This is a genomic window from Pseudoxanthomonas sp. LARHCG66 (assembly GCF_052871755.1).
In genome coordinates this window covers 74,395-96,826 of sequence record NZ_JBIXJW010000006.1, presented here as the reverse complement: position 1 = coordinate 96,826, position 22,432 = coordinate 74,395, and the positions used below count along the sequence as shown (strand labels likewise).

Annotated in this window: 18 protein-coding genes and 1 pseudogene; 8 read left to right on the top strand and 11 right to left on the bottom strand. The window is 67.5% G+C overall.

What is annotated here, in order from left to right; all coding sequences use genetic code 11:
* Window positions 1-40: 40 nt before the first annotated feature.
* Together ACIPRS_RS16520 and ACIPRS_RS16515 are read left to right on the top strand one after the other, a co-directional pair.
* Window positions 41-2,596, top strand: a complete 2,556-nt coding sequence (locus ACIPRS_RS16520; RefSeq protein WP_446539341.1) for a hypothetical protein — start codon at window positions 41-43, stop codon at window positions 2,594-2,596.
* Window positions 2,597-2,598: 2 nt separating this feature from the next.
* Window positions 2,599-3,771, top strand: coding sequence for a cytochrome-c peroxidase (locus tag ACIPRS_RS16515; RefSeq protein WP_446539340.1), 1,173 nt, complete (start codon window positions 2,599-2,601; stop codon window positions 3,769-3,771).
* Window positions 3,772-3,777: 6 nt separating this feature from the next.
* On the opposite strand, the gene ACIPRS_RS16510 is transcribed toward ACIPRS_RS16515, so the two are convergent.
* Together ACIPRS_RS16510 and ACIPRS_RS16505 are read right to left on the bottom strand one after the other, a co-directional pair.
* Window positions 3,778-6,255, bottom strand: a complete 2,478-nt coding sequence (locus tag ACIPRS_RS16510) for a mechanosensitive ion channel family protein (protein WP_446539339.1) — start codon at window positions 6,253-6,255, stop codon at window positions 3,778-3,780.
* A 110-nt stretch (window positions 6,256-6,365) separates the two neighbouring features.
* Window positions 6,366-6,920, bottom strand: coding sequence for a DUF6630 family protein (locus tag ACIPRS_RS16505; protein WP_337732633.1), 555 nt, complete (start codon window positions 6,918-6,920; stop codon window positions 6,366-6,368).
* Window positions 6,921-7,094: 174 nt separating this feature from the next.
* Here ACIPRS_RS16505 and ACIPRS_RS16500 point away from each other — a divergent pair, with 174 nt between their 5' ends.
* The 4 genes from ACIPRS_RS16500 (at window position 7,095) to ACIPRS_RS16485 (ending at window position 9,293) form a co-directional block, all read left to right on the top strand.
* Window positions 7,095-7,694, top strand: a complete 600-nt coding sequence (locus ACIPRS_RS16500) for a fasciclin domain-containing protein (RefSeq protein ID WP_446539338.1) — start codon at window positions 7,095-7,097, stop codon at window positions 7,692-7,694.
* 125 nt (window positions 7,695-7,819) lie between these two features.
* Entirely contained in the window at window positions 7,820-8,530 is a 711-nt protein-coding gene (locus ACIPRS_RS16495) for a DUF6445 family protein (protein ID WP_446539337.1), read from the top strand.
* A gap of 50 nt (window positions 8,531-8,580) precedes the next feature.
* On the top strand, window positions 8,581-8,829 hold the full coding sequence (locus ACIPRS_RS16490) for a DUF3297 family protein (protein ID WP_142125999.1): 249 nt from the start codon (window positions 8,581-8,583) through the stop codon (window positions 8,827-8,829).
* An 89-nt stretch (window positions 8,830-8,918) separates the two neighbouring features.
* Window positions 8,919-9,293, top strand: a complete 375-nt coding sequence (locus tag ACIPRS_RS16485; protein WP_337732637.1) for a YciI family protein — start codon at window positions 8,919-8,921, stop codon at window positions 9,291-9,293.
* 7 nt (window positions 9,294-9,300) lie between these two features.
* On the opposite strand, the gene ACIPRS_RS16480 is transcribed toward ACIPRS_RS16485, so the two are convergent.
* From ACIPRS_RS16480 to ACIPRS_RS16440, 9 genes and pseudogenes are all read right to left on the bottom strand, one after another.
* Entirely contained in the window at window positions 9,301-11,238 is a 1,938-nt protein-coding gene (locus ACIPRS_RS16480; protein WP_446539336.1) for an alpha/beta hydrolase family protein, read from the bottom strand.
* Window positions 11,239-11,335: 97 nt separating this feature from the next.
* Window positions 11,336-12,685 carry a T6SS phospholipase effector Tle1-like catalytic domain-containing protein gene (locus ACIPRS_RS16475; RefSeq protein ID WP_446539335.1) on the bottom strand — a complete coding sequence of 450 codons (1,350 nt, stop codon included), beginning with the start codon at window positions 12,683-12,685 and terminating at the stop codon, window positions 11,336-11,338.
* 21 nt (window positions 12,686-12,706) lie between these two features.
* The gene (locus ACIPRS_RS16470) at window positions 12,707-13,237 is read right to left on the bottom strand and encodes a hypothetical protein (RefSeq protein ID WP_446539334.1); all 531 of its coding nucleotides are present in this window, start codon (window positions 13,235-13,237) and stop codon (window positions 12,707-12,709) included.
* 209 nt (window positions 13,238-13,446) lie between these two features.
* Window positions 13,447-13,854, bottom strand: coding sequence for a VOC family protein (locus tag ACIPRS_RS16465; RefSeq protein ID WP_446539333.1), 408 nt, complete (start codon window positions 13,852-13,854; stop codon window positions 13,447-13,449).
* A 10-nt stretch (window positions 13,855-13,864) separates the two neighbouring features.
* Window positions 13,865-14,290 carry a YciI family protein gene (locus ACIPRS_RS16460; protein ID WP_446539332.1) on the bottom strand — a complete coding sequence of 142 codons (426 nt, stop codon included), beginning with the start codon at window positions 14,288-14,290 and terminating at the stop codon, window positions 13,865-13,867.
* 116 nt (window positions 14,291-14,406) lie between these two features.
* Window positions 14,407-16,506: a gluconolaconase gene (locus ACIPRS_RS16455; protein ID WP_446539331.1), complete on the bottom strand. Its 2,100-nt coding sequence runs from the start codon at window positions 16,504-16,506 to the stop codon at window positions 14,407-14,409.
* A 74-nt stretch (window positions 16,507-16,580) separates the two neighbouring features.
* Window positions 16,581-18,314, bottom strand: a complete 1,734-nt coding sequence (locus tag ACIPRS_RS16450) for a prealbumin-like fold domain-containing protein (protein WP_446539330.1) — start codon at window positions 18,312-18,314, stop codon at window positions 16,581-16,583.
* A 355-nt stretch (window positions 18,315-18,669) separates the two neighbouring features.
* On the bottom strand, window positions 18,670-19,650 hold the full coding sequence (locus ACIPRS_RS16445; RefSeq protein ID WP_337732769.1) for an isoaspartyl peptidase/L-asparaginase family protein: 981 nt from the start codon (window positions 19,648-19,650) through the stop codon (window positions 18,670-18,672).
* Between the two features lie 201 nt (window positions 19,651-19,851).
* Window positions 19,852-20,268: pseudogene (locus ACIPRS_RS16440) on the bottom strand (cyanophycinase); the annotation flags it as partial.
* Window positions 20,269-20,741: 473 nt separating this feature from the next.
* Between ACIPRS_RS16440 and ACIPRS_RS16435 the strand changes: the two are divergent.
* Together ACIPRS_RS16435 and ACIPRS_RS16430 are read left to right on the top strand one after the other, a co-directional pair.
* Window positions 20,742-21,338, top strand: a complete 597-nt coding sequence (locus tag ACIPRS_RS16435; RefSeq protein WP_192202879.1) for an RNA polymerase sigma factor — start codon at window positions 20,742-20,744, stop codon at window positions 21,336-21,338.
* Window positions 21,316-22,377, top strand: a complete 1,062-nt coding sequence (locus tag ACIPRS_RS16430) for a FecR family protein (protein WP_446539329.1) — start codon at window positions 21,316-21,318, stop codon at window positions 22,375-22,377. Before ACIPRS_RS16435 ends, ACIPRS_RS16430 begins: the two co-directional genes overlap by 23 nt.
* Window positions 22,378-22,432 lie beyond the last annotated feature (55 nt).

The following is a 22,432-nucleotide window of genomic DNA, read 5'->3' as shown; positions in this document are numbered from 1 at the left end:
GGAATGCGCCCTTCGGGCCCCCACCCGCTCCGAGAACTCGATGAAACCTTTGACCCTGGCGATCCTGTCGGCGTTGTCCGCCGGCGCGCACGCGGCCGAGACCGCACCTTCCGATACTCCCGCTCCCGCCGCCGCACCGCTGGCGACCACGCCGGAGTACCTCAAGCCCACCACCCTGGACACGCTGAAAGTCGTGGGCCAGCGCCTGTTCCCTTATCAGGAAGGCATGGTGCTCAACGAGCGCTACATCCAGGACCAGGCAAAAGGCAACGGCGACATCGGCACGTTGCTGCGGATCAATCCGAATGTGCAGTTCGACGACTCGGCGGCGATGTCATCCAACCGCATGGGTGAGATCCGGCCGGCCAACATCAGCATCAACGGTGGACAGTACTACCAGAACCTGCTGCAGCTGGATGGTGCCAGTTTCAACAATGACATCGATCCCCAATCCAGCAACCCGCATGTGGTGGCGGAAGTCCCTTCCGTCGCGCAGGGTATCGCGCTGGACACGGACCTGATCGGCAGCCTGACGGTCTTCGACAGCAATGTCCCGGCGAACTTCGGCGGCTTCAACGGCGGCGTCGTGGATGCCCGCAGTCGCCAGGCGGGGGATCGCTTCGGGGGCAAGCTGAACTTCCGCATGTCGCGGTCGACATGGAACGAGATGATCATCGATCCCGGCGACCGGCAGGATTTCCTCGAGTCCGCGCAGTACTCCAATCAGCCCGTCTACGACAAGTACAAGGTCGGCCTGATGCTGGAGGGTCGGCTGGACAATGGCCTGGGCTTGATCGGCACCTTCACTCGCACGCGATCGGATATCCCGCTGCGCGGCTATACCGACAACAGGACCAGCCCGGACGACGCCTTCATCAAGGAACAGCGACGGGAGAACACGAGCGCCAGTCTCCGTGGGGATATCGACCTCGGCGGCGTCCGTCTTTGGGCGAGCGTCACCCATGCGCCCACCGATGAGCGCTACTTCACCATCAATACCAAGAACTCCTGGTTCGACATCAAACAGGGCGGGCCCGTTGCCAGCGTACGCGCCGCCTTCGACGTGGGCGCCTGGACGGTTGGCAATACGCTGTCGTACAGCGATGTGGAGAGCTCCCGACGCGGGCAGTCCGGCGTCGAGTACTGGAAGACATGGGCGCGTTCCGAGGCCTACGACTGGGGTGTGAACAACAACAGTCAAGAAGGCAACTGGGGCAACGTCGACCAGACATCGCGCGACATCGGCTACAAGCTGGTCGCCGATCGTGCGCCGTTCCGCTGGGGCGACGCTGAGCACCGTATACAGGCGGGTGTCGAGTACGCGGACCGTCGGGCCACATACCATCGCCTCAACGACCACGACAGCTACCTCTCACCTGGCACGACCACGTCCTGCCTTGGGCCGGCTGGAGTGGAAGACAGCGTCTCATGCTCGCTGTCGCCCGTGTTCACCAGCGTCACCAATGGGGTTGTCGCCGGTCGCGGCCAGTTCTTCCGCACACGCAACATCTACAGCGCCGGCTACTTCGAAGTCGCGATGGCGCAATGGGCTCTGTTCGTGCAGGACGACATCCGGCTGGGGCGATGGAGCATCCGTCCCGGCCTGCGGCTGGATGGCGATGACCTCATGGACCAGAAGACGCTGGCGCCACGCCTGGCCCTGTCATGGGACGTGTTCGGCAACCAGTTGTCCCTGCTGACCGCCGGCGCGAATCGCTACTACGGCCGTAGCCTGTTCTCCTACAAGCTGCGAGAGGGGCGCGAGAACCTGCAGACGGCCTACACACGCTCCTCGGCGGCCCAGCCCTGGCGGGTGTCCCGCCGCTACACCGCCGCCAACCGTTTCGAAGCACTGGACATTCCTTACAGTGACGAACTGATGACCGGCTGGAACCAGCGCTGGTCGAACCTGGACATCAACGTGAAGTACGTACGGCGCGAAGGCCGCGACGAAGCCCTGCGGCGGGAAGTTCCCAGCGAGGACGGCAGCGGCTACTACGCTTCCGATGTGTACGAGTACTTCAACGGCGGACGCAGCAGTAGTGACATCTACACCTTGGCCGTCGGCCTGGTCCGCCCCTGGGAGGCGTTCGGGGCCCACACCCAGATACAGCTGGCGACCGACAAGACCGAAACCAAGCGAAACTACGGCGACTACATGACCGATGTGACCGCCACCAGCTACAACCAATGGGTGCGGTACAACGGTGCGCTGATCCGGCGCCATGATCTGCCGCCTTCCAGTTACAACCGGCCGTGGACCGCCAGGCTCTCCACGCAGACACGCTGGGAGAAGCCGGGACTGCTGTGGAGCAACTTCCTCCGGTATCGAGCAGGCAATCGGACCACGACGACCGTCGGCACGGAGGTGCACGAAGGACGATCCATCGACGTGATCGAGGACATCGATCTGCCGGCGACCTGGACCTGGGACAGCACGGTCGAGTACACGGTCGCACTACCGCGCGACCGGGAAGTCTACGCGCGCGTCGAGGCCATGAACGTACTGAATCGTTCGAATGCCTATCGCACCGGCACCGCGGTCTACTACGAACCCGGCCGCAGCTACTGGCTCGAGCTGGGCTACAGGTTCTAGTCATGCGCTTTGCACGTCGCGCCTTCCCTGCCCTGTTGTTCCTGTCGTTGCCCGGCACACTGGTTGGCGTAGGGATGGCGCAGACCCATATCGAGTCCCCCCCGGCTCCACCACAACAGAGCCTCGCCGAATGCCGCCAGCGCATCGCCACCAGCACACCCCGCATCGACACCGATTGCTTGCGCCGCGTCTACGCACTGCCGATCAACGAATGGCCTGCCCCCACGGTCGACGCAGGGGCGTCGTGGCAGGAGCTCGCGCCACTGCCTGACATGCCGCCGGCGCCTGCGGACAACCCGCAGACGCCGGACAAGATCGCGCTGGGCAAGCAGCTGTTCGAAGACCCGCGCCTCTCGCGCAGCGGACAGATCGCATGCGCGAGCTGCCACGACCGGCAACTGGGCTGGGGCGATGGACGCAGCGTGTCGTTCGGGCACGATCGGCAGGCGGGAAAACGCAACGCGATGAACGTGTCGATGGCCGCCCTCTCCACCCCGCTGTTCTGGGATGGTCGCGCAGCAACGCTGGAGGCGCAGGCACTGCACCCGATCCAGGATTCCGCGGAGATGGCCTTCGCCCCCCGCGAACTGGAGAAGCGTCTCAACCGGGAAACCGACTACCCCGCCGCGTTCGCGCGCGTGTTCGGCGAAAGGAAGGTCACCATGCCTCGGGTGGCACAGGCACTGGCCAGCTACCAGCGCAGCCTGGTGCCCCGCTTCAACCGCTTCGACCGCTTCCTGGAAGGTAGGCGGGACGTGCTGACGGACCAGCAGCTGTGGGGACTGCATCTGTTCCGCACCCAGGCACGATGCATGAACTGCCACAGTGGCCCTGCACTGACGGACAACCGCTTCCACAATCTCGGACTGCACTTCCGTGGTCGTCCGAAAGAGGATCTGGGGCGCTACCGGGTGACCGGTGATCCCGCCGACAGCGGCAAGTTCCGCACACCGACTTTGCGTGGCGTGGGGAAGACGGGCCCCTACATGCACAGCGGCGGCTTCATGGAGTTGCGCGGCGTGGTGAACATGTACAACGTCGGCATGCCACGGCCCGCGCGCAAGCCTGACCAGCAGGACGACCCGTTGTTCCCGCAGACCGATCCCCTGCTCAAGCCCCTGGATCTGCACAAGACCGAACTCGAGGCGATCACCGAGTTCCTGCAAACGCTCTGACGACACTCAGCGCGCGTCGTGATCGCCCTGTTCCGGGCCGCGGCCGGGACGCCCCAGCGACTGCAGCACGTCATCCGCCACCGTGCGCAGGTGCAGGTCCTGCTGCGGGAAGGGGATCTCGATACCCGCCGCTTCCAGCGCGGCGTGCAGGCGCGTCATCAACTCGCTGCGGAGGGTCGACCAGTTGTCGAAGTCGTGTGTCCATGCCCGGATCGCGAAGTCCAGCGAACTGGTACCGAACCCGGTGAACAGCACGGCGGGTGCGGGATCGTCCGCGATGCCCTGCGTCGCGCGCGTGGTTTCCTGCAACAGCTGCACCACCCGCGTGACATCCGTTCCGTAGGCGACGCCCAGGTCGATGTCGATGCGCCGGGTGGGGTCGTTCAATGTCCAGTTGGTCAGCTTGTCGGACAACAGCATGCCGTTGGGAACCACCACGTCGGCGCCATCGAAGGTGCGCACCGTGGTCGCGCGCATGCCGATGTTGCGCACGCGGCCCGCCGTGCCGCTGATGTCCACCACGTCGCCCGGCTGTACCGGGCGCTCGAACATGAGGATCAGGCCGGAGACGAAGTTCTTCACCACGTCCTGCAGGCCCAGTCCGATGCCCACGCCGAGCGCACCGAACAGGAACGCCAGCTGACCCATCTTGAAACCGGCCGCCGAGAGCGCCGCCAGCAGGCCGAGCAGCAGCAGCGCGTAGTAGCTCAGCGAAGCCACGCTGTTGTCCACGCCGCGTGGCAACGACATGCGCGGCAGCACTTCTTCCCGCAGCAGGGCGCGCAGCGTTCTCGCGGTCCAGACCGCCAGCACCACGCCGATGCAGAACACCAGTATGTGGCCGAGGCTGATCGACAGCTCGCCGTACTCGAACCGGTGCGTCACGATCGTCTTCGTCAGGTCGTATACCGGCCGGAAGATGCGGAAGCGGTTCATCGTGTAGATGATCCAGCCAATCACCGCCGCCACGCGCGCCCACCGTGCCAGCGATTCCAGCACGTTGCCGCCATGCCGGCGCATCAGCCACAGCCGCCTGACCTCGCGGCGCGTACCCAGCCGGCGCAGCAACGTCTCGAACACCGTGACCGCCGCGTACAGCACCAGGGCGAAGTAGCCGCTCTCGATGATGCCCGAGGCCAGCATTTCCGCCAGCGACACATTGCCCAGCACGTTGGCCCCGATCGAGACGACCAGCACCACCACGCCAACCCAGGCCAGCGCATGCACCAGCCGACCCGCCCGTCCCGCCACCCCCGCGAACTGCTGCCCGCGGGAACGCCATAGCAGCCACCCCGTCGCCAGCAGCGCCAATGCCGCCAGCCCCAGGTAGTACATGCGGTAGAGATAGTCGCTGGCCATCAGCAGTACGGACAGCCGCTGCAACAGATAGAACCCGGTGGCCAGGTACGGCCACGGGCCGAGCAGGCGCCGTCCCTGCTGCGGCATCAGGCGCAGCACCGGCACCAGGGCGACGAGCATGGCGATCTGGTGCAGGAACAGCGGCGCGTTTGGCTCCAGCAGCAGCGTGCCGATCATCGAGAGCAGCAGCCAGGTGGAGAACGGCCGGCGGATCACGCGCGACTCGGCATCGGTCGCCAGGACCGACGTCGGGTCCACGCCCTCGCGACGATGGCGCCACGCCACCCACAGCAGCACGACCAGCAGCAGCACCTGCAGGATGTGCAGCAGCCGCTGGTTGCCCACGTCCGCCGCCGCGTACTGGGCGACGAAGCTGTTTTCCGACTGGATGTCGCGGCCGAGCTTGTCCGTCACGTCCTGGCGCAGCGTCGTGGTGCCTTGCACGCGCCACAGCGGCGGCGCATCGAGCCGCAACAGCCGACGGTCCGCATACGCGATGGCTTCTTCGACCGACCTCTGGCCGGACTGGATGCGCGCAGCCAGCAGGTTGGCGCGACGACCCAATCCGATCTGCTCGGCGAGCGGCGAAGAAAGCGACTGCTCGGCCTGCTGCAGGCGATCGGCGACGGCGTCGACGCGCATGCGCAGGGCCTCCGGCGTGCTCCCGGGCGCCATCGCCTCGCGCGTGAGGTCCCAGTCCGCGCGCCGCAGCGCAAGCTCCGAGGCGTCCTGCGCATAAGGCCCGACCAGCGCCTGCATGTCGGCACGCCAGCGCGCGTATTGCCGCGCATCGAACTTCCAGTGCCGCTCCATGCTTTCCAGTCGCAGCACCGGCAGCGTGCGCAACTCGCCATAACGGAACAGGCGGGTCTTCTGGTCCACGGACTGCTCGATCGCGGCCAGCCGCGGCACCAGCCGGCCCAGCGGATCCACGTTGGCTGCGCGCAGCGTCACTTCTTCTGCGTAACGTTCGTCCGCATCGGCGCGCCCCGGAATGTCGGCCAGTGCGATGGCCTCCGGCGCCTTGGGCTTGGCGGGGGACAGCAGGGTGGTCGCATCCTGCGCAGCCGCGAACGCCGGCAGCAGGCAGCACAGGCAAGCCAGCAACAGGCGCATCACGGGCATGATCGCTCCAGGCAACATGGCGCTCGCTTCAAGGTGGAGCCGGCCCCGATGGCCGGCGACGACGGCCGCAGTCTAACCCGCGCGCCGTCGTGGCCATGGTCAACGATGGCTCAGAACGCGTCGCTGCCCGGGCGGATCTCGACCCCCATCACCGCGGCCAGTTGCTGCATGCCTTCGTCGTCGCGGCGCAGTGCCATCCAGCCCGCGTACGCATCCCCGCCGGTGTTCCAGTTCCACAAGGTGTAGCCGTGCTCGCGCAGGCGGTCGTGGGCGGTGGCCATGAGCGCGGGCACGTCGGTATCGTCCAGGAAGTCCTCGTCGCTGGTGTCGCCGCCCCAGTCGATCTCGATGGCGTAACGCGCGGCGAGCTGGTTGACGCAGTCGATGAAGGACTCCGCATCCTTCCAGTCCACGTAGAAACCGGAGGTCCAGTCGATGGCGTCCTTCAGCGTCCACAACACCTGGTCGGGTTCGACGCCTTCGTCGCCACCCGCTTCGCGGTAGGCCGCGAACTGCCGCAATGCGGTTTCCTCGTCGCCAGGGTTGATCAGGACCAGCAGGTTCCACACCAGTGCTTCGGTGTCGTCCAGGTCCATGTCGTCCTCGTCATCGAAGGCATGGCGGAAGTTGTCGTCGGGGTCGAATTCGTGGTCGGGCGATGACATCGGCGTCGGATGAGGGAAGTTGGTGCACAGCATGCCGCGCCGGCCGCGTCCGGGGAAGCGGTGCCGCACCGTGCAGGACATTAAGACCGCGTGATGCATCCAGTCGGGTGAGCGCGTCGTAAGGAACTGCGTGTCCGCAACGCAGGACACCTCTTCCCACTCCTGGAGCACATCATGAAGTACACCTTCCTGTCCGTCGTCCTGACGGCCACTCTCGCCGCCACGGCCTGTTCGCCGAAGACCGCCGATGCCGAAGCAGGTGCCGCGCCGATGCCGGTACCCGAAGCCGCTGCGGACGTGACGGCCGATATGGCCGCGCCCGCTGCCGAACAGAACGATGTGGTGGATCTCGCCATCGGTTCGCCCGACCACAGCACGCTGGTCAGCGCGGTGCAGGCGGCGGGCCTGGTCGACACGCTGAAGGGCGCGGGTCCGTTCACGGTCTTCGCCCCCGTCAATGCCGCCTTCGACGCGCTGCCCGCAGGCACCGTCGACACCCTGCTGAAGCCCGAAAGCAAGGGCGACCTCACCACCGTGCTGACCTACCACGTGGTGGCCGGCAATGTGGATGCCGCCGCGCTGACGCAGCAGATCGAAGCGGGCGGCGGCACCGCCACGCTGAAGACCGTGCAGGGCGGCGAACTGAAGGCGCAGTTGGCCGACGGCGGCGTCACCCTCACCGATGCGAAGGGCAACACGGCCAAGGTCACGACCGCCGACCTGAAGGCCACCAACGGCGTGATCCACGTGGTCGACAAGGTGCTGATGCCGTAATTCCTCGACGGCGGCACCGCCGGGCGCGGCCGTGGTGGGCCGCCCCGGCGTTTTTGTCACCGGCACGGCCAGGGTCTATCGTGGCGGAGCCGGCCCGCACGCCGGCCTGCCGGGGAGGCCGCGCCATGTTCAACCCCCGTCCCGTGGTGCAGCGGTTGGCGATCGGCCACGGCCATGCCTGCGTGGTCATCGACGATGCATTGCTCGCACCGGACCGCCTGCCCGCCTACGCGGAGGCCTACCGCGAGGATTTCCAGCCGGCACCGGCATCCGTGTTTCCTGGTGCGCAGCTGCGCATGCCGGAGGAATTCATCCACCTGCTGCACGACGTGTTCCGCGAGCACGCGCGCCGCGCGCTCGGCGCACGCCGCGTGCTGTTCAGCGCGGGCCGGCTGTCATTGCTGACGTCGCCGCCGGCCACGCTTCCCCCGACGCACTGGATCCCCCGGCGCGTGCGTACGTTCGAAGCGGACCAGTGCGCCGCCATGGCCGAACTGTTCCTCTTCCAGGACCCCGGGCTGGGTGGCCTGCAGTTCTTCCTGCCACGCATCTCGCCGCAGCAGGTGGAGCAGATGGAGCACGATGCCGATGCATTGCCACCGGAGGAATTCTCGCAGCGATACGCCCTGCCGGCGGGCTATCCGGATGGCTCGAATGCGTGGTTCACCCATGTGCTCACCGTGCCGGCGAAATGGAACCGGCTGGTCTTCCACGACGGCGCCGCGTTCCATGCTCCTGCCGTCCCGCATCCCGGGCAGCTGCGCGCCGACCCGCGATCCGGAAGGCTGACCCTGCAGGCCACGCTCATCTGCAGCCGCAACCGCGTGGTCTGGTAGCCGCCGCGCTTCGGTTATCCTTCCGCCTCCCATCCGCACGACGCATTCCCATGTCCGACACGCCTCCCGACCACCTGGCCTCCGACCCGCGCAGCCCGTTCTACAACGCCGAGGCGATGGATCGCGGCGTCGGCATCCGCTTCAACGGCGTGGAACGCGACAACGTGGAGGAGTACTGCATCAGCGAAGGCTGGGTGCGTGTCCCCGTGGGCAAGTCGAAGGACCGCCGCGGCAACCCGATGACAATGAAGGTCAAGGGCACGGTGGAGGCATGGTTCCGTTCGCCCGCCGGCGAATGAACGTGGCGACGCCGCCGCGCGCGGCTTGAACGTCGCCGGTCGGCGCACCGTGGCACAATCCCGGCCTGCATGGCACGCCGGGAGGGCGCATGAAGTTCCTGTTGATGGTCTACACGGATGACCAGTTGCTCGATGCGCTGCCCGCCGGCGCGTTCGACCAGATGATGCATGGCTGCATCACCCACGCCGACGAGTTGAAGGCGCAGGGCACGCTGGTGGAATCGCAACAGCTGGAACACGGGAGCACCGCGCGCACGGTGCGCGTGCGCGATGGCAAGACCAGCATCGTCGACGGCCCCTTCGCCGAGACGAAGGAGATCCTGGGTGGCTACAACCTCATCGAAGCCGACAGCATCGATGAAGCGGTGAAGATCGCGCAGGAATTCCCGTGGATCGGCACCGGCAGCATCGAGGTGCGGCCGGTGCGCGACTTCGATGCGGTACGCCGGCGCGTGGGCGCCTGACCCGCGCCTACTTCGCCTTCGCGCCGCCCAGGTGGCGCGAAAGGAAGTCCAGCAGCCTCGTGTAGTAGGTACGCTGGTTGGCTTCGGCGTAGAAGCCGTGGCCTTCGGTGCGCACGTACAGGGTTTCCACCGGCACCCCTGCGGCCTTGAGCGCTTTCTCCATGCGCTCGCTGTGGGCCTGCGGCGCGATTTCGTCCTTGCCGCCCGCCGCCAGGAAGACCGGCACCCGGATGCGCGATGCCAGCGCGGTGGGTGAGACGTCCACCAGACGCGCACGGTCGTCACCCACCCAGTCGTCCATGTAGGTGCCCATCCAGCGCGCGCTGCGCGACTTCTGCTTGTGCATCAGCTCCAGGTCGTAGACGCCGACGTAGCCGGCGGCGCAGCGGTAGAGGTCCGGCTCTTTCGCCACGCCCATCAGGGCCGCGTAACCGCCATAGCTGGCGCCGTACAGGCAGATGCGCTGCGGGTCGGCGATCTTCTGTTCGATCGCCCACCGCGTGGCATCGGTGACGTCGTCCTGCATGGTGCGCCCCCACTGCCGCGCGCCGGCCTGCTGGAACGCGCTGCCGTAGTTGCCGGAGCCGCGATAGTTCAGTCGCAGCACCGCATAGCCCGCACGCGCCAGCATCTCCGCCTCGTCGTTGAACTCCCAGCCGTCGAAGACGCCGAACGGACCGCCATGCGGCATCACCACCAGCGGCAACGGCACGGCGTGCTGCCCGCGCGGCCGGGTGAGGTAGCCATGCAGGGGGAGTCCGTCACGCGCCCGGAGTGTCACCAGTTCACTCGGCGCCACGTTCGCGGGATCCAGCCAGCTGCGCCGGCTGAAGACCAGGTTCGCCGAGTTGTTCGTCGTATCGAAAAGGAAGAAGTCGCCCGGACTGGTATCGCTCCATGCATGGACGATCTTCAGCCGGCCATCGCGCGTGCCCGACGTGATCTCGATCGACGCGCCGGGGAACGAGCGCTCCAGCTTGCGGTACAGGCGCGCGGTGGTGGAGGTCTCGTCGAAGAACGCGGTGCGCAGCTTCTCGTGCATGAAGAAACTGCCGACCGGCGTGCGTCCATCGTCCGCATAGATGATGTCGTGCGGATCGACCACCGCGTCGCGCATCACCTGGGTGCGTCCACCGTTGGTGGTGTCCAGCGCCACGATGGCATCGGGCCCCTGCGCCTGTTGCACCTGCAGGTAAGCAGTGCGCCCGTCGGTGGAGAGACCGAGCGGCCACTCCACGCGCCCGCTCTTGCCTTCATCGTTCACCAGCGTCCACGGCGAATCATCGTCCGCCCGATGGTAGAGCTTGCTGATGTTGTCGTCGCCGGACCCGATCGCGAACCGCACCCGGCGGGCAGGGTCGACGACGAAGCGCGCGTTCCGCACGGGCGCGGTCGCCACCGTGTCGAGGTCGCCACTGAAGACATCGAGCATTTCCACCCGCGTGCTCGGGGACGAGGTGTCCAGCGCGTACATGCCCACCAGCACCTTGCGCGACTGATCCGGCAAGGTGTCGATCAGATAGGCGGCCCGCGGCTGCAGTTCCGTGCCCTCCAGCCCGTAGCGCGCGAAGATCTGGCGCCGCGCGCTGCCGTCGGCGTTGGTCGCGTACAGCTCGCCGGTCGCATACGGCTGGTCGCGCGAGCCGTACTTCTTCGCCACCGAGACGACGACGCGCTCGTCGCTGACCCACCACACGCCATTGATCACACTGTCACGGCCGGCACTGACCTTGGAGGTGACCTGTTTGTCGCTGCGCCGGATGACGGCCAGGATGGTCTGGTCCTCCAGCGGCACCGTCATCGCGTAGTACTCGCCCGTCGGCGAGATCTTCAGGGTTTCCAGCACGTCCTTTTTCAGGAACGGCTCAAGCTCGACCTGCGCATGCGCCAAGGGCGCCAGCAGACACCCCAGCAGGATGCCCGCACCGCGTACTCCCCACTCCATGGACGCCTCCCGTGGCATCACGTGTCCCCGCGCGGATTAAAGCGCAGCGGCACGGTAAGGGACAAGCGCACGCGGTCACGGCATTGCGAAGCGGACCTCAACGCGCCAGCGCCGGCTCCTGCGCCCGCTCGATGGCGGGCGCCTGCACGAGAGAGGCGGCCTCCAGCTGCTGCCGGCCGGCCTGCAGCCAGGCCTGCCCGGCTGCCCCTTGCAGTCCCTCGCGTGAGATGCGTTCGATCGCCGCGCCATCCCCGCGCTTCGCCGCGTCGAGCAACGGTCCGACCATGTCGCCTGCACGGGCAGGCACTGCGGTGTCCGAACGGGTCTGCGGCACCGGGCCGATCTCGACTGGTCGCCAGGCCAGTTCGCGCGCCAGCGCTTCGTTGCGTGGCTGCGCATCCAGGCAGTCGATCCTGCACAGGGCTCCAGGCGCGAGTTCCTCCTGCATGCCGCGCGCGCCCGCCTTGTCGTAGATCGAGGTGCGATAGAAGAACTGGTGCTCTTCGGAGCGATGGATGACGTTGCGCGCCGGATCGGTCGGCTCCTCGCGCTTCTCCAGATAGGGCGTGTCGCTGAGTGCGTTGAGGTAATCGATCATCAGGTTGCCGCTGCGGATGCCAATGCCGTCCTGGGAATAGCCGCCGCCGATGTCGCTGTGCGCACCTGCCACGGTGACGTTGAGGAAGCGCCCACCGTCGGTCACCCCGGGATCCATCACACGCGTGGACTGGAACAAATTGCGCCGCTCGTCGTCGGCCGTGATCTGGAAGCCCGACACCACGGACGGCGGCAGGCGGCGATCATGGTCGCGCGGCTCGCCCGTGCCAACCGGATCGAACAGGCCGACGGCCTGGATGACGGTGCCGGGTTCGCGCAGGTTGGGGCGCGTGGGTTGCAGCCGCTCGATGTGACCGTTGAGATCGCGCACGACGTCCATGCCCCTCGGATCCTGGATGCCCCGCTCCTCAACCAGGCGCGTGAAGCCCGCCGCCTGCTCGGCACCACGGCTGAATCCGATGGCGGCGATGCGGATGTCGGCACCGGGATTGTCCCGCAGCCACGCCGAGGCCTGCTGGATGAACTGGAAGTACATTTCCTCCATGCGGGCTTCGTAAGTGCCGCCGGTTGCCTGGTCGATGACACCGCCCAGTCCGCCCTGCGTACCCGGGCCTTCGACGTATCCGAAGCCGATCGCCGCATCCTTTGCCTGCTCAAGCTGTTTCGCGATGCGGGCCACGTTGGTGTGGTTCTCCGGCGCATCCTTGTACATGCTGTTGCCGGTGCCGTCGAAGGCAGCGACGAACAGCCGATGGTCGGGCGCATCGCCGTCGCGGAGCAACGGCGCCGAGAAGCTCGCGAGTTGCCTGCTGGCGTCCGGGAACGTCGCCAGATCCGATGCCGTCGCCGGTACCGTGCTTACACCATCAGGATGCCGTTCGCCGCCCATGCTCCACTCCCTGGAGGTGTGTCAGTAGGTTTTCGTCCAGGCCAGGATCAGATCGTCGCGGAAGCCGCTGTACTTGTTGCCCGGAACCTGCAATGTCTTCGTTGGCACGAAGGCGCGCATGTAGACATTGATGGTGCGATCGTTCACTTCAAGGATGATGTCCGGATCGCCCAGATCTCCATAGATCTCGTCGCGCGGCACGTTGTGCAGCACGACGCGGTCCTTGAAGATCTCACCGATATCGACTTCGGCTTCATGCGGCACGCCATCCTTGGAGCGCCATTGCACTTTCGCCGGCGCCGGAAAATTGCGCCGGGCGATGTGGCCCGCACTGAGAAGCTTCTCGTGACTTGCGCGATAGGACGAAACGGGAGGACTTACCTCGTTGTCTTGGTCAACGCCATGGACGAAACCGCTGTACACGATCTTGCAGCCGATGGTGTCGAAACAGTGCGCGCCGAAGTTGTGCTGGAAGAACTTCAACGGCCACTCCGACGCAGCCGTGTCGCCAGCCCTCGTTTCCTCCAAACCCGATTCCTGCGTCATCGCCATGCCCTGGCATCCTGCGGTTGAGACGATCATCGCCGATACCAGCGCCAGCGATCGCGCTTGGCCCGAAGATCGTCCGTGGAGTGTCGGCCTCCTGCCCTGCATTCGTGCACCTCTCGCGTCATGCGTCGGCTCTTCTGTACTTCAGATATGTCGCCTGCGCAAGCTTTCACATTCAAATCAGCACGCCTCACCGGCTACATTCATGTACATCAATCCCCGGGCATCTTGCCTTCGTCCATGTGCACGACTTCCCACAGATGGCCATCGATGTCCTGGAAGCCGCGCTGGTACATGAAGCCGTAGTCCTTCGCCTCGATGGGTTCGCTGCCGCCGGCGGCCAGTGCCTTGCCCAACATGTCGTCGACGGCGGCACGACTGTCGGCGGACAGGCACAGGATCACTTCGGTGTGGGTGCGCGCATCGCAGATCGTCTTGCGCGTGAAGCCCTGGAAGAACGGCTCCACCAGCAACATCACATGGATGGTGTCGCTGATGACGAGGCAGGCAGCGTCCTCGTTCGTGAACTGCGGATTGGTCGGATAGCCCAGCGCATTGAAGAAGGCCCTGGATGCGGCCAGGTCGCGCACGGGAAGATTGACGAAGATCTGGGTGCTCATGGCGGTTGCCTCAACGGTGGGTGGATGCCTGGATCTGCGCGGCCAGGCGCGCTTCCTGTTCGCGCAGTTCCGGCGTCAGTGCGTCGCCGAAATCATCGGCCTCGAACACCGGGCGCACCTCGATCTCCGTGCCGCCGTCGAACGGTGCGCGCTTGATCCACTCGATCGCCTCGTCGAGGCTGCGCACCTGCCAGAGCCAGAAGCCGGCGACCAGCTCCTTCGTTTCACCGAAGGGCCCATCGATGACGCTGCGTTGCCTGCCCTCGAAGCGCACCCGCGCGCCTCGCGAGGACGGATGCAGCCCTTCACCCGCCAGCATGATGCCGGCCTTCACCAGCGCTTCGTTGAACCTGCCCATCTCGGCCAGCAGCTCGGTGCCGGGCATTTCGCCGGCTTCGGACGCGGGGCTGGCCTTCACGATGACCATGACTTTCATTGAGGATCTCCTGTCACGCGGTCGGGACCTTCCGCCGCTTTCAGGGGGACGACGAACGGGCGTGGCGCGGATCGACACGATCCCGCGCGACCGACGGCGGCGGGTCGGGACGCGTCCTACTGGAGACGCAGCTTCAGGTCGCGGCGGCCCTGCGCCTCGTTGCCGCTGTAATCACGCGCGGTGATGCGCAGCAGGTAGTCGCCCGCCGGCAGTTCGCCCGCCTGCCACGTGCCTTCGCCCCAGGCGCCATCGCGCACGGTGTTGGTCACGCTGTACTTGAACCGTGTCACGGCGCTGCCATGCACGGTGATGCCGCTACCCGGCGCGTAGGCGACCTGCACCGCGTCATCGGAAGGCAGGCGCTGGAAGTCCAGCGTCATGCGCGGCGCCTCGAAGCCGGCGACGGGCGTGCCGTCGTCATGCAGCACCTGGTAGCCCAGCGCATACAGGCCGAGGCGGCGCCGCGGCAGGTTGCGGTCCACCTGGTCCCACGCGTCCACCACGATACGCACGCCCTGCAGCGCGCGCGGCACCAGCACGCGATCTTCCTGGCGCTGTTCGATGGGCTGGTCGAGCGTATCGAACAGCGCGACGTCGTCGATGCGCGGCGGATAGGCATCGGTGAAACCGGTGAAACCGAGTGCGATGGCGTTGCGTTCGTAGCCCGATGGCCCGATCGACAGGTGCACGTGCGCCATGCGGTTGATCGTTCCCAGCGCATCGCCCGCCTCGAAGCGCGTGCCGCGACGCACCCGGATGCGACTGGGATCGCCGCTGAGATCCCGCAGCAGTTGGAAGCGGGCCGGATCCAGCAGGTCGCCGCGCGGTGTGCGGCCGACGCGCATGTGGATGTAGTCCAGCGGGCCCACGCCGAGTCCTTCGCCCAGGCCATCGAAACCCCAGGCCGCGGCCGGACTGCTGACCTTGCCGTCGGCGATGGCCAGCACGGTGGCGCCCACGTCGCCGCGGATGTCGAGTCCGCCGTGCAGATGGTGGCGGCTCTCGCCTTCGTAGTCGCCCCGGACTTCGCCCAGCGTACCCACCACCTCGTGCCAGGCGTCCTGCGGCTGCAAGGGCCAGCGGCCCGCGGTATCCGGCAATGGATCGTCCGTCGCAGGCCCCACCGTCGCCGCCATCGGGACGGCGCCCGGTGCGAGTGGCGTGATGCGGTGCACGCGATGGCTTCCCGCATCGGTGAAGTGCACATCGCCGGAAGCATCGACGGCCAGGCCGGCGGTGCGCGACAGGCGCTGGTCCGGCACATGCCCCGCCAACGCATGCCAGCGACCGTCGCGCATCACCTGCATGACGCGCCCGCTGTACATCTCGCCGACGTACAACTGGCCATCGCGCGTCAACGCCAGGCTCAAGGGTCGACGCGGGCCGGCCAGCGCCGGCAGGTCCTGCTGCATCGGCAACGTGCTGACGCCACCCTGCGGCGCGATCCGGCGGATGGCATTGTTGCGGAGATCGGCGACCCAGGCCACGCCGGTCGCATCGACCGCGATGCCGGTCGGCGTGTCGAACCGCGCCTCCGTTCCCGAACCATCGAGGAATCCGGGATGTTCTCCGCCCGCCAGCGTGGTGACGTCGCCTTCGCGCGAGATCAGCCGGATGCGGTCGTTGTAGGTGTCGGCCACATAGATGCGACCGCTGCCGTCCACTGCCACGCCGATGGGGCCATTGAACTGCGCCTGCCTCGCAGGCCCATCGCGGTACCCCGCCTCGCCCGTGCCCGCGACCGTGGTCACCACGCCCTGCGGCGTGATCCTGCGGATGGCGTGGTTGCCGGTATCCGCCACATAGAGATTGCCGTCACCGTCGCGCGCCAACGCCGACGGTGTGTGGAAGGCGGCGGCCGGACCGGTGCCGTCGGCGAACCCCTCGCGCCCGCCTGCCAGCGTGGTGACCGTGCCGTCGGCCGCAATGCGGCGGATGCGGTTGTTGTCGCCCGCATCGGCGACATAACGGGTGCCGTCCTCCATCACCACGATGCCCCAGGGGTCATCGAAGCGGGCCTGCAACCCCACGCCTTCCCGCAGGCCGCGCACGCCATCGCCCGCCGTCAGCGACAGCTGTCCCGGCCAGCCGAACGGGGTGGCCGGCGGGCCGGCGTCAGGCACGGGGACCGGGAAACGCGGCGTGAACAGGAACGTGGCGGCGAGGGCGGCGGTGGTAAGCACGACCACCACCCACAGCCAGGCAGTACGACTCATTGCATCAGGACGCCCGAGAAACGACGCCGCATGATGGGGATTCGACGCCCGCTTGGGAAGCGCGTCGCGCGGACCTACCGGCCCGTCGCCGTCACCTGGCAAGGTACGACGAACGTGACCCGTCCTCCGGAAGGGAGGGTGGGCACGACCACGCCACCGCTTACCAGACCGGGTAGCGCTGCTGCGCCCGGACACGCAGCGCCACCGCTGGCACTGCAGGTGATGGAAGTACCGGCCACCGCGCAGCCGAGACCGCCGCCGGACGCATCGCTCACCAGCGCACCGTCCGCGGCGTTGGGGCCTGCGTTCGATACCGTCAGCGTGAAGTTGCGCACCTCGCCACTGAGGGAAGAGCCGGCCGCGGTCGATTTCACCACCGACAGATCGGCCACGCGCCCGGTGTTGGTGACCGTGCAGACGATGGCCTGGCCCGCATGCGCGCTGGTCAGCGTCAGCGTGTTGCCGCTGAGGTTGCCACCGCTGCAACTCCAGGTGCTGGCAGTGTAGGTGCGTGCGTTGCCCGCACCCAGCGTCTCCGCCAGGGTGATGACATTGCCCGGCACCACCTGCACGGCGGTTCCGGTGTCGGTCTCCGATGCATTGTCGGCGGTGGATGAGAGCGTGGCGTTGTTGGCACCGCCGGTCGCCGACAGCACGGCCGTATCGTTGATCGCCGCGTTGACCCACTTCTTGGCCACGGCCAGCGTGGCCGTGGCACTGTTGGTCAGCGTGCAGGTGATGGTCTGGTTGGCGCGGTAGTTCGCGACGGGAACAGTGAGCTGCCGGGTGGTCGTATCGACGGTGGAGGCCACAGCGGCGCCGCTCTGGTCCGTACACGCACCGGTGGTGAGTACGTAGCCGGCGGGAACGCTGGATTCGGTCAGCGTGATCGCAGCCGCGTGATTGGTGACGGGATAGGCCACCGATGCCACCGGCGAATTCTGCACCGTCGTGGTCAGGTTGAAGGCTTGCGACACCGCGTTGCTGGCGGTGATGCCGAAGGTGCCGGTGCCGCCCGCGGACTGCTTGCGCACGATCACGCTGGAACCTTCGAAGCTCCAGCGCAGTTCCAGCTGATCGCCTCCGGTGGGCCCCTGCAACCCCGCGTTGAAGGTCAGGCTGGTGATGCCGGTGCCGTTGAAGCGGACCGAGCCGCAGGCCGTGCCACGAGCGACCGATGCCGTGTTGCCCGTCCGGCATTCCGCATCGGCTTCGCCCGAGAAGCCGTTACTGGTGTCGCGCACGATGGTGTTGCCGTTCACCAGGAACTGCGGATTGCCGCTGAGCCGCGTCAGCGAGACGGTCCCGCCCTGGGACACCGAGTTGCTCAAGGTCCAGCGCGAGCTGTTGGGGTCCGAGCCGATGGCGCCGCCCAGACGATCGATGTGCAGCACCGGGTTGTCCACCGGTTTGCTGAAGGTGACCGTGTAGTTCCTGCTGCCCACTTCGTGCAGCAACGTCAGTGAGGCACCGTTGGTGACCGTGCCACCGTAGGGGTTGGTCCAGCGACTGTCGTTGGTCGCGTTGAAGTTGCCGTTGGAGTACGCGCTGTCGGCTGCGCCAGTCCACGTCACGGTGATGCCGTTGACCGCGGTGGTGGCCGAGGCGGACCCGTTGATTGTCCAGGTGCCGGTGATCAGCGCCAGCGCCGAACCCGCCGTCACGAGGCCCGCGAGCAGCAGGCCAGCCTGCCCGGCGCGACGCCGCCAGCGGCGGGCTTTCGGGGTGACCAGGGCGACAGTGGAAGACGACGGACGTGCAGAAAAAGCGCCGCTCGGGCGCAGGCCATCAATAGCGTGGTACGACATCGACGAACGGATCCCCTGACACTTCTGTTGGAGAGGCGCTCCCCAGGCCTGTACGAATCAAGGCCTTACCGCTTGCCCCCAGTGACGCGATGACCCAAGACGCCTTCCAGGCCAAGGAGGGGTCACCTGCAAATGTGATTCGTATCTTAACCCACATGTCACATATGTGAGCAGTGCGTCACGTTATTGCGGCCCGCGCTCGCAGGGGTGAAGGCATGCGCGGATATGCAGGGCGTCGCGAGGGGTAAGGCGAGCCGTGGGCTCCATCTGGTGCGACAGGCGTGAACCGCCCCTCCCCCGCCATGGGGGTTGGGCCGGCGGGCCGCCGTCGGCCCACCGGAGCCCGGGCACGGCCTCAGCGCGCAGGCAGCGGGTCTTCCTTGTAGATCGCCACATGCGGCACGCCGTCGGCACCGATCCAGCCGCGGTACATGCCTTCGGTATTGAAGGGGAAGGCCATGCTGCCGTCCGCGCCGAGGGCGATGGCGCCGCCGTCGCCGCCGGCCTTCGGGATGTCGCGGTTGATCACACCGTCCGCCGCGCGTGCGATGCCCTGTCCGGCCAGGCGCACGCGCGCGCAGATCTCGTGGGCGGCGGCGGCGCGGATGTAGTACTCGCCCCAGCCGGTGCCGGAGACCGCGCAACGGTCGTCGGCCCAGGTGCCCGCACCGATGATGGGCGAATCGCCCACGCGGCCGTAGCGCTTGTTGGTCATGCCGCCGGTCGAGGTGCCTGCGGCCAGCTGCCCCTTCGCATCGAGCGCCAGTGCGCCGACCGTGCCGAAGTAAGCCTTGCCCGGCAGGTCCAGCGGCGCGTTGGCCGCCTGCGCCTGCGCTTCTTCCTTGAGCGCCTTCTGCAACTGCTGCCAGCGCTTCTCGGTGCGGAAGTACGACGGGTCGACGAGCGGGATGCCCTGCTCCTTCGCGAAGGCTTCCGCGCCGCCGCCGACCATCATCACGTGGCGCGACTTGTCCATCACTGCGCGTGCCAGCGTGATCGGATTCTTGACCCGGTGCACCCCGGCCACCGCGCCCGCCTTGCCGGTGGCACCGTCCATGATCGAGGAATCCAGTTCGTTCTTGCCATCGTGGGTGAATACCGCACCACGGCCCGCGTTGAACTGCGGTGCATCCTCCAGCACGGTGATCGCGGCGGTCACCGCGTCCAGCGCCGGCTTGCCTGCGGTGAGTTGTGCATGGCCCGCGCGCAGCGCCGCTTCCAGTGCCTTGCGTGCGGCATCCTCGTCGGCCGGCGTCATCCCCGCGCGTTCGACGCCGGCACCGCCATGGATCACCAGTACCGGCGACTCCAGCGCCACCAGCACGCCGTTGCGCACGGCGTACTGGCGTTCGGCGGCGGGCTTCTCGACGCGCCCACTCGGCAGGTGCAGCACGGAGTCGACACCGGCGACGACGGTGTCGACACGATCGAGGTTCATCGCCTCGTCTTCGACCTGCTTCTGCGCGAAGCCGCCCTTCACCACCGTGGCACCCGCACCGGGCGCGGTGGCGTATACGCGCGCACGGCCATCGCCTTCCACGGCGACCGCGGCGTCCTCATCCACGCCCAGGCCGATGAGCGGACGTTGCGCCATCGCTTCGGCCTTGGCGACGAACGCGACCAGACGGCCGAGGCGGTTGCGCTCACTGAAGTGCGTGTCGGTGATGACGCCCTTCAGCAACGCCAGATGCAGGAAATCCGTTTCGATGGTGTTGTCCGGGCCGAGCGGGTCGGCCAGCGCGCGCGGACTGATCTGGCTGCCGCCGTCCATCGCGCCATAGAGGTATTCGCCCTGCATGGCGAGTCCGGCGCTGGTGCCGCCCAGCGGCTTGCCGGCGCGCACGTGCGCGTCCAGCGCATCGCCCACCGGGGTGCCACGCCAGTAGCGCACGTAGCGCGACTGGTCGCCGCCCGCCAGGAAGATGCCGTCGGCGCGCTTCAGGCTGCGCAGCATGGCGGGATCCGTCGCCGCGTCCCGATCGCTGAAGACGAACGTTTCCACCGACGCGATGCCGCCCACTTCGTTGAAGAATTCCTCGCCGATCTCGCCGGCCTGCGATGCACGCAGCACCACGATGTGCCCGTTGCCCGCCTTCTGCATGAACCAGCGCATCGCATCGAAGTTGCGGTCGCCACCGCCCATCAGCAGCAGGCCCGGCTGCACCTTCCCCGGGGTCTTCGCACCGGTGTCGCCCAGTACGTAATGCGCCGGCTTGCCCGCCAGCGCAGGCAACGACAATGCCAGCGCGAGCATGCACACCACGCCACGCCGCACTGCACCAAGGACAGACACCATGCCGCTACTCCCACGTCGAAGGTGGCGGCAGGATGCCACGCACCGATGCCAAGGAGAGACGAACCGGCGCGCACTTCCCCCCATCCGGATGGACCGCGCGTACGGCGTGCGTGATCGGCTAGAGTGCGGCCATGCCCACCGAATTAGACGACTGGTTCGTTCGCGAGGTGCTCGTCCACGAACGGGCACTGGTGCTGTTCCTGCAACGCGCATGGCCACATCGCGACGAGTGGCATGACCTGCGGCAGGAGGCCTACGCGCGCGTCTACGAAGCGGCGGCCCGCGCACGGCCGGACGCGCCGAAGGCCTTCCTGTTCGCCACCGCCCGCCACCTGATGACCGACCGCCTGCGCCGCAGCCGGGTGGTGTCGATCGAGTCGGTGGGTGATTTCGAGTCCTCGAACGTCTACCTGATCGACGAGGTGTCGCCCGAGCGGTGGACCGGGACCCGACAGGCGCTCAAGCGCATGGTCGAGGCCCTGGACCGGCTTCCCGACCGTTGCCGCGAGGTGGTGTGGCTGCGGCGGGTGGAGGAACTGCCGCAGAAGGACGTCGCCCGGCAATTGGGCATCAGCGAGAAGACCGTGGAAAAACATCTGGCCAAAGGGATGCGCCTGCTCGCCGACCACCTGTACGGCGGCGATGCCGTGCGTGGGCCGGTCGCGCGGACGGCTGCCCGGCCCGTCATGGACGAGGACGACGGACATGACCGACAGCAGTCGGATTGAAGAGGCCGCAGCCGACTGGCTGGTCCGTCGCGATGGCGATGACTGGAGCGCGCAGGACCAGCGTGCGCTGGACGCATGGCTGGCCGCATCGGCGCAGCACAAGGTGGCATGGCTGAGACTGGAATCGGCGTGGCGCGAAGCCGGTCGCCTGCAGGCGCTGGCGGCGGGTCTTCCCGCAGGCTCGCCACCGCCCCGCACTTGGTCCGGTGCGCGCGTGCCGGAAGGATCACCCGACCGGGTTCCCGACCTGCGGGACGTCGCCTTCGCGCCACGCCACCGGGACGACCGGGCGCGGCGCCGCGGATGGCGGCACGGCATGGCGGCGACGCTGGCCGTCCTGGCGCTGGGCTCCGCCGCCTGGGGTGGCTGGCAGATGACCGGTCGCGAGCAGGGCACCTACGCCAGTACCGTCGGCCAGATACAGACCGTGACGCTGCCCGACGGCTCCACCGCGACCCTGAGCAGCGACAGCCGGCTGGAACTGCGTATCAGCCGCAGCGAACGGCACGTCTCCCTGGTGCAGGGCGAAGCCTTCTTCGACGTGGCCCGTGATACACGGCGCCCGTTCGTGGTGGAAACGGAGGGCCGCCGCGTGGCTGCGGTGGGCACGCGCTTCTCCGTGCGACGCGATACCGAGGCCGTGCGCGTGGTGGTGACGGAAGGCAAGGTGCGGCTGGAAAGCCGGGCCGGCCGCGATGGCCGCGCACAGCCGGTGGCCCTGCTGCCGGCCGGCAGCGTGGCGACCGCCGGCCGCAACGGCGTGCTGGTGCGCTCGCTGCCGGTGGCCGATGCGGAGCGCTACCTGGAATGGCGCGAGGGCTTCCTGACCTTCGACGACACTTCGCTGGCGGAGGCTGCCGCCGAGTTCAACCGCTTCAACACCCGCAAGCTGGAACTGGCCGACGCCACCGTCGCCGAGCTGCGCGTGGGCGGCAATTTCCGCTGGTCCAACGCCGACGGCTTCGCGCATCTCCTGGAACAGGGATTCCCGGTGCGCGCCGAACGGCATCCGGACCGCATCGTGCTGCACACACGCTAGGGCCGCGCACGCCACGACGAAGGTCATGGGGGGATTTGCGCGGCTCGTTCGTCCT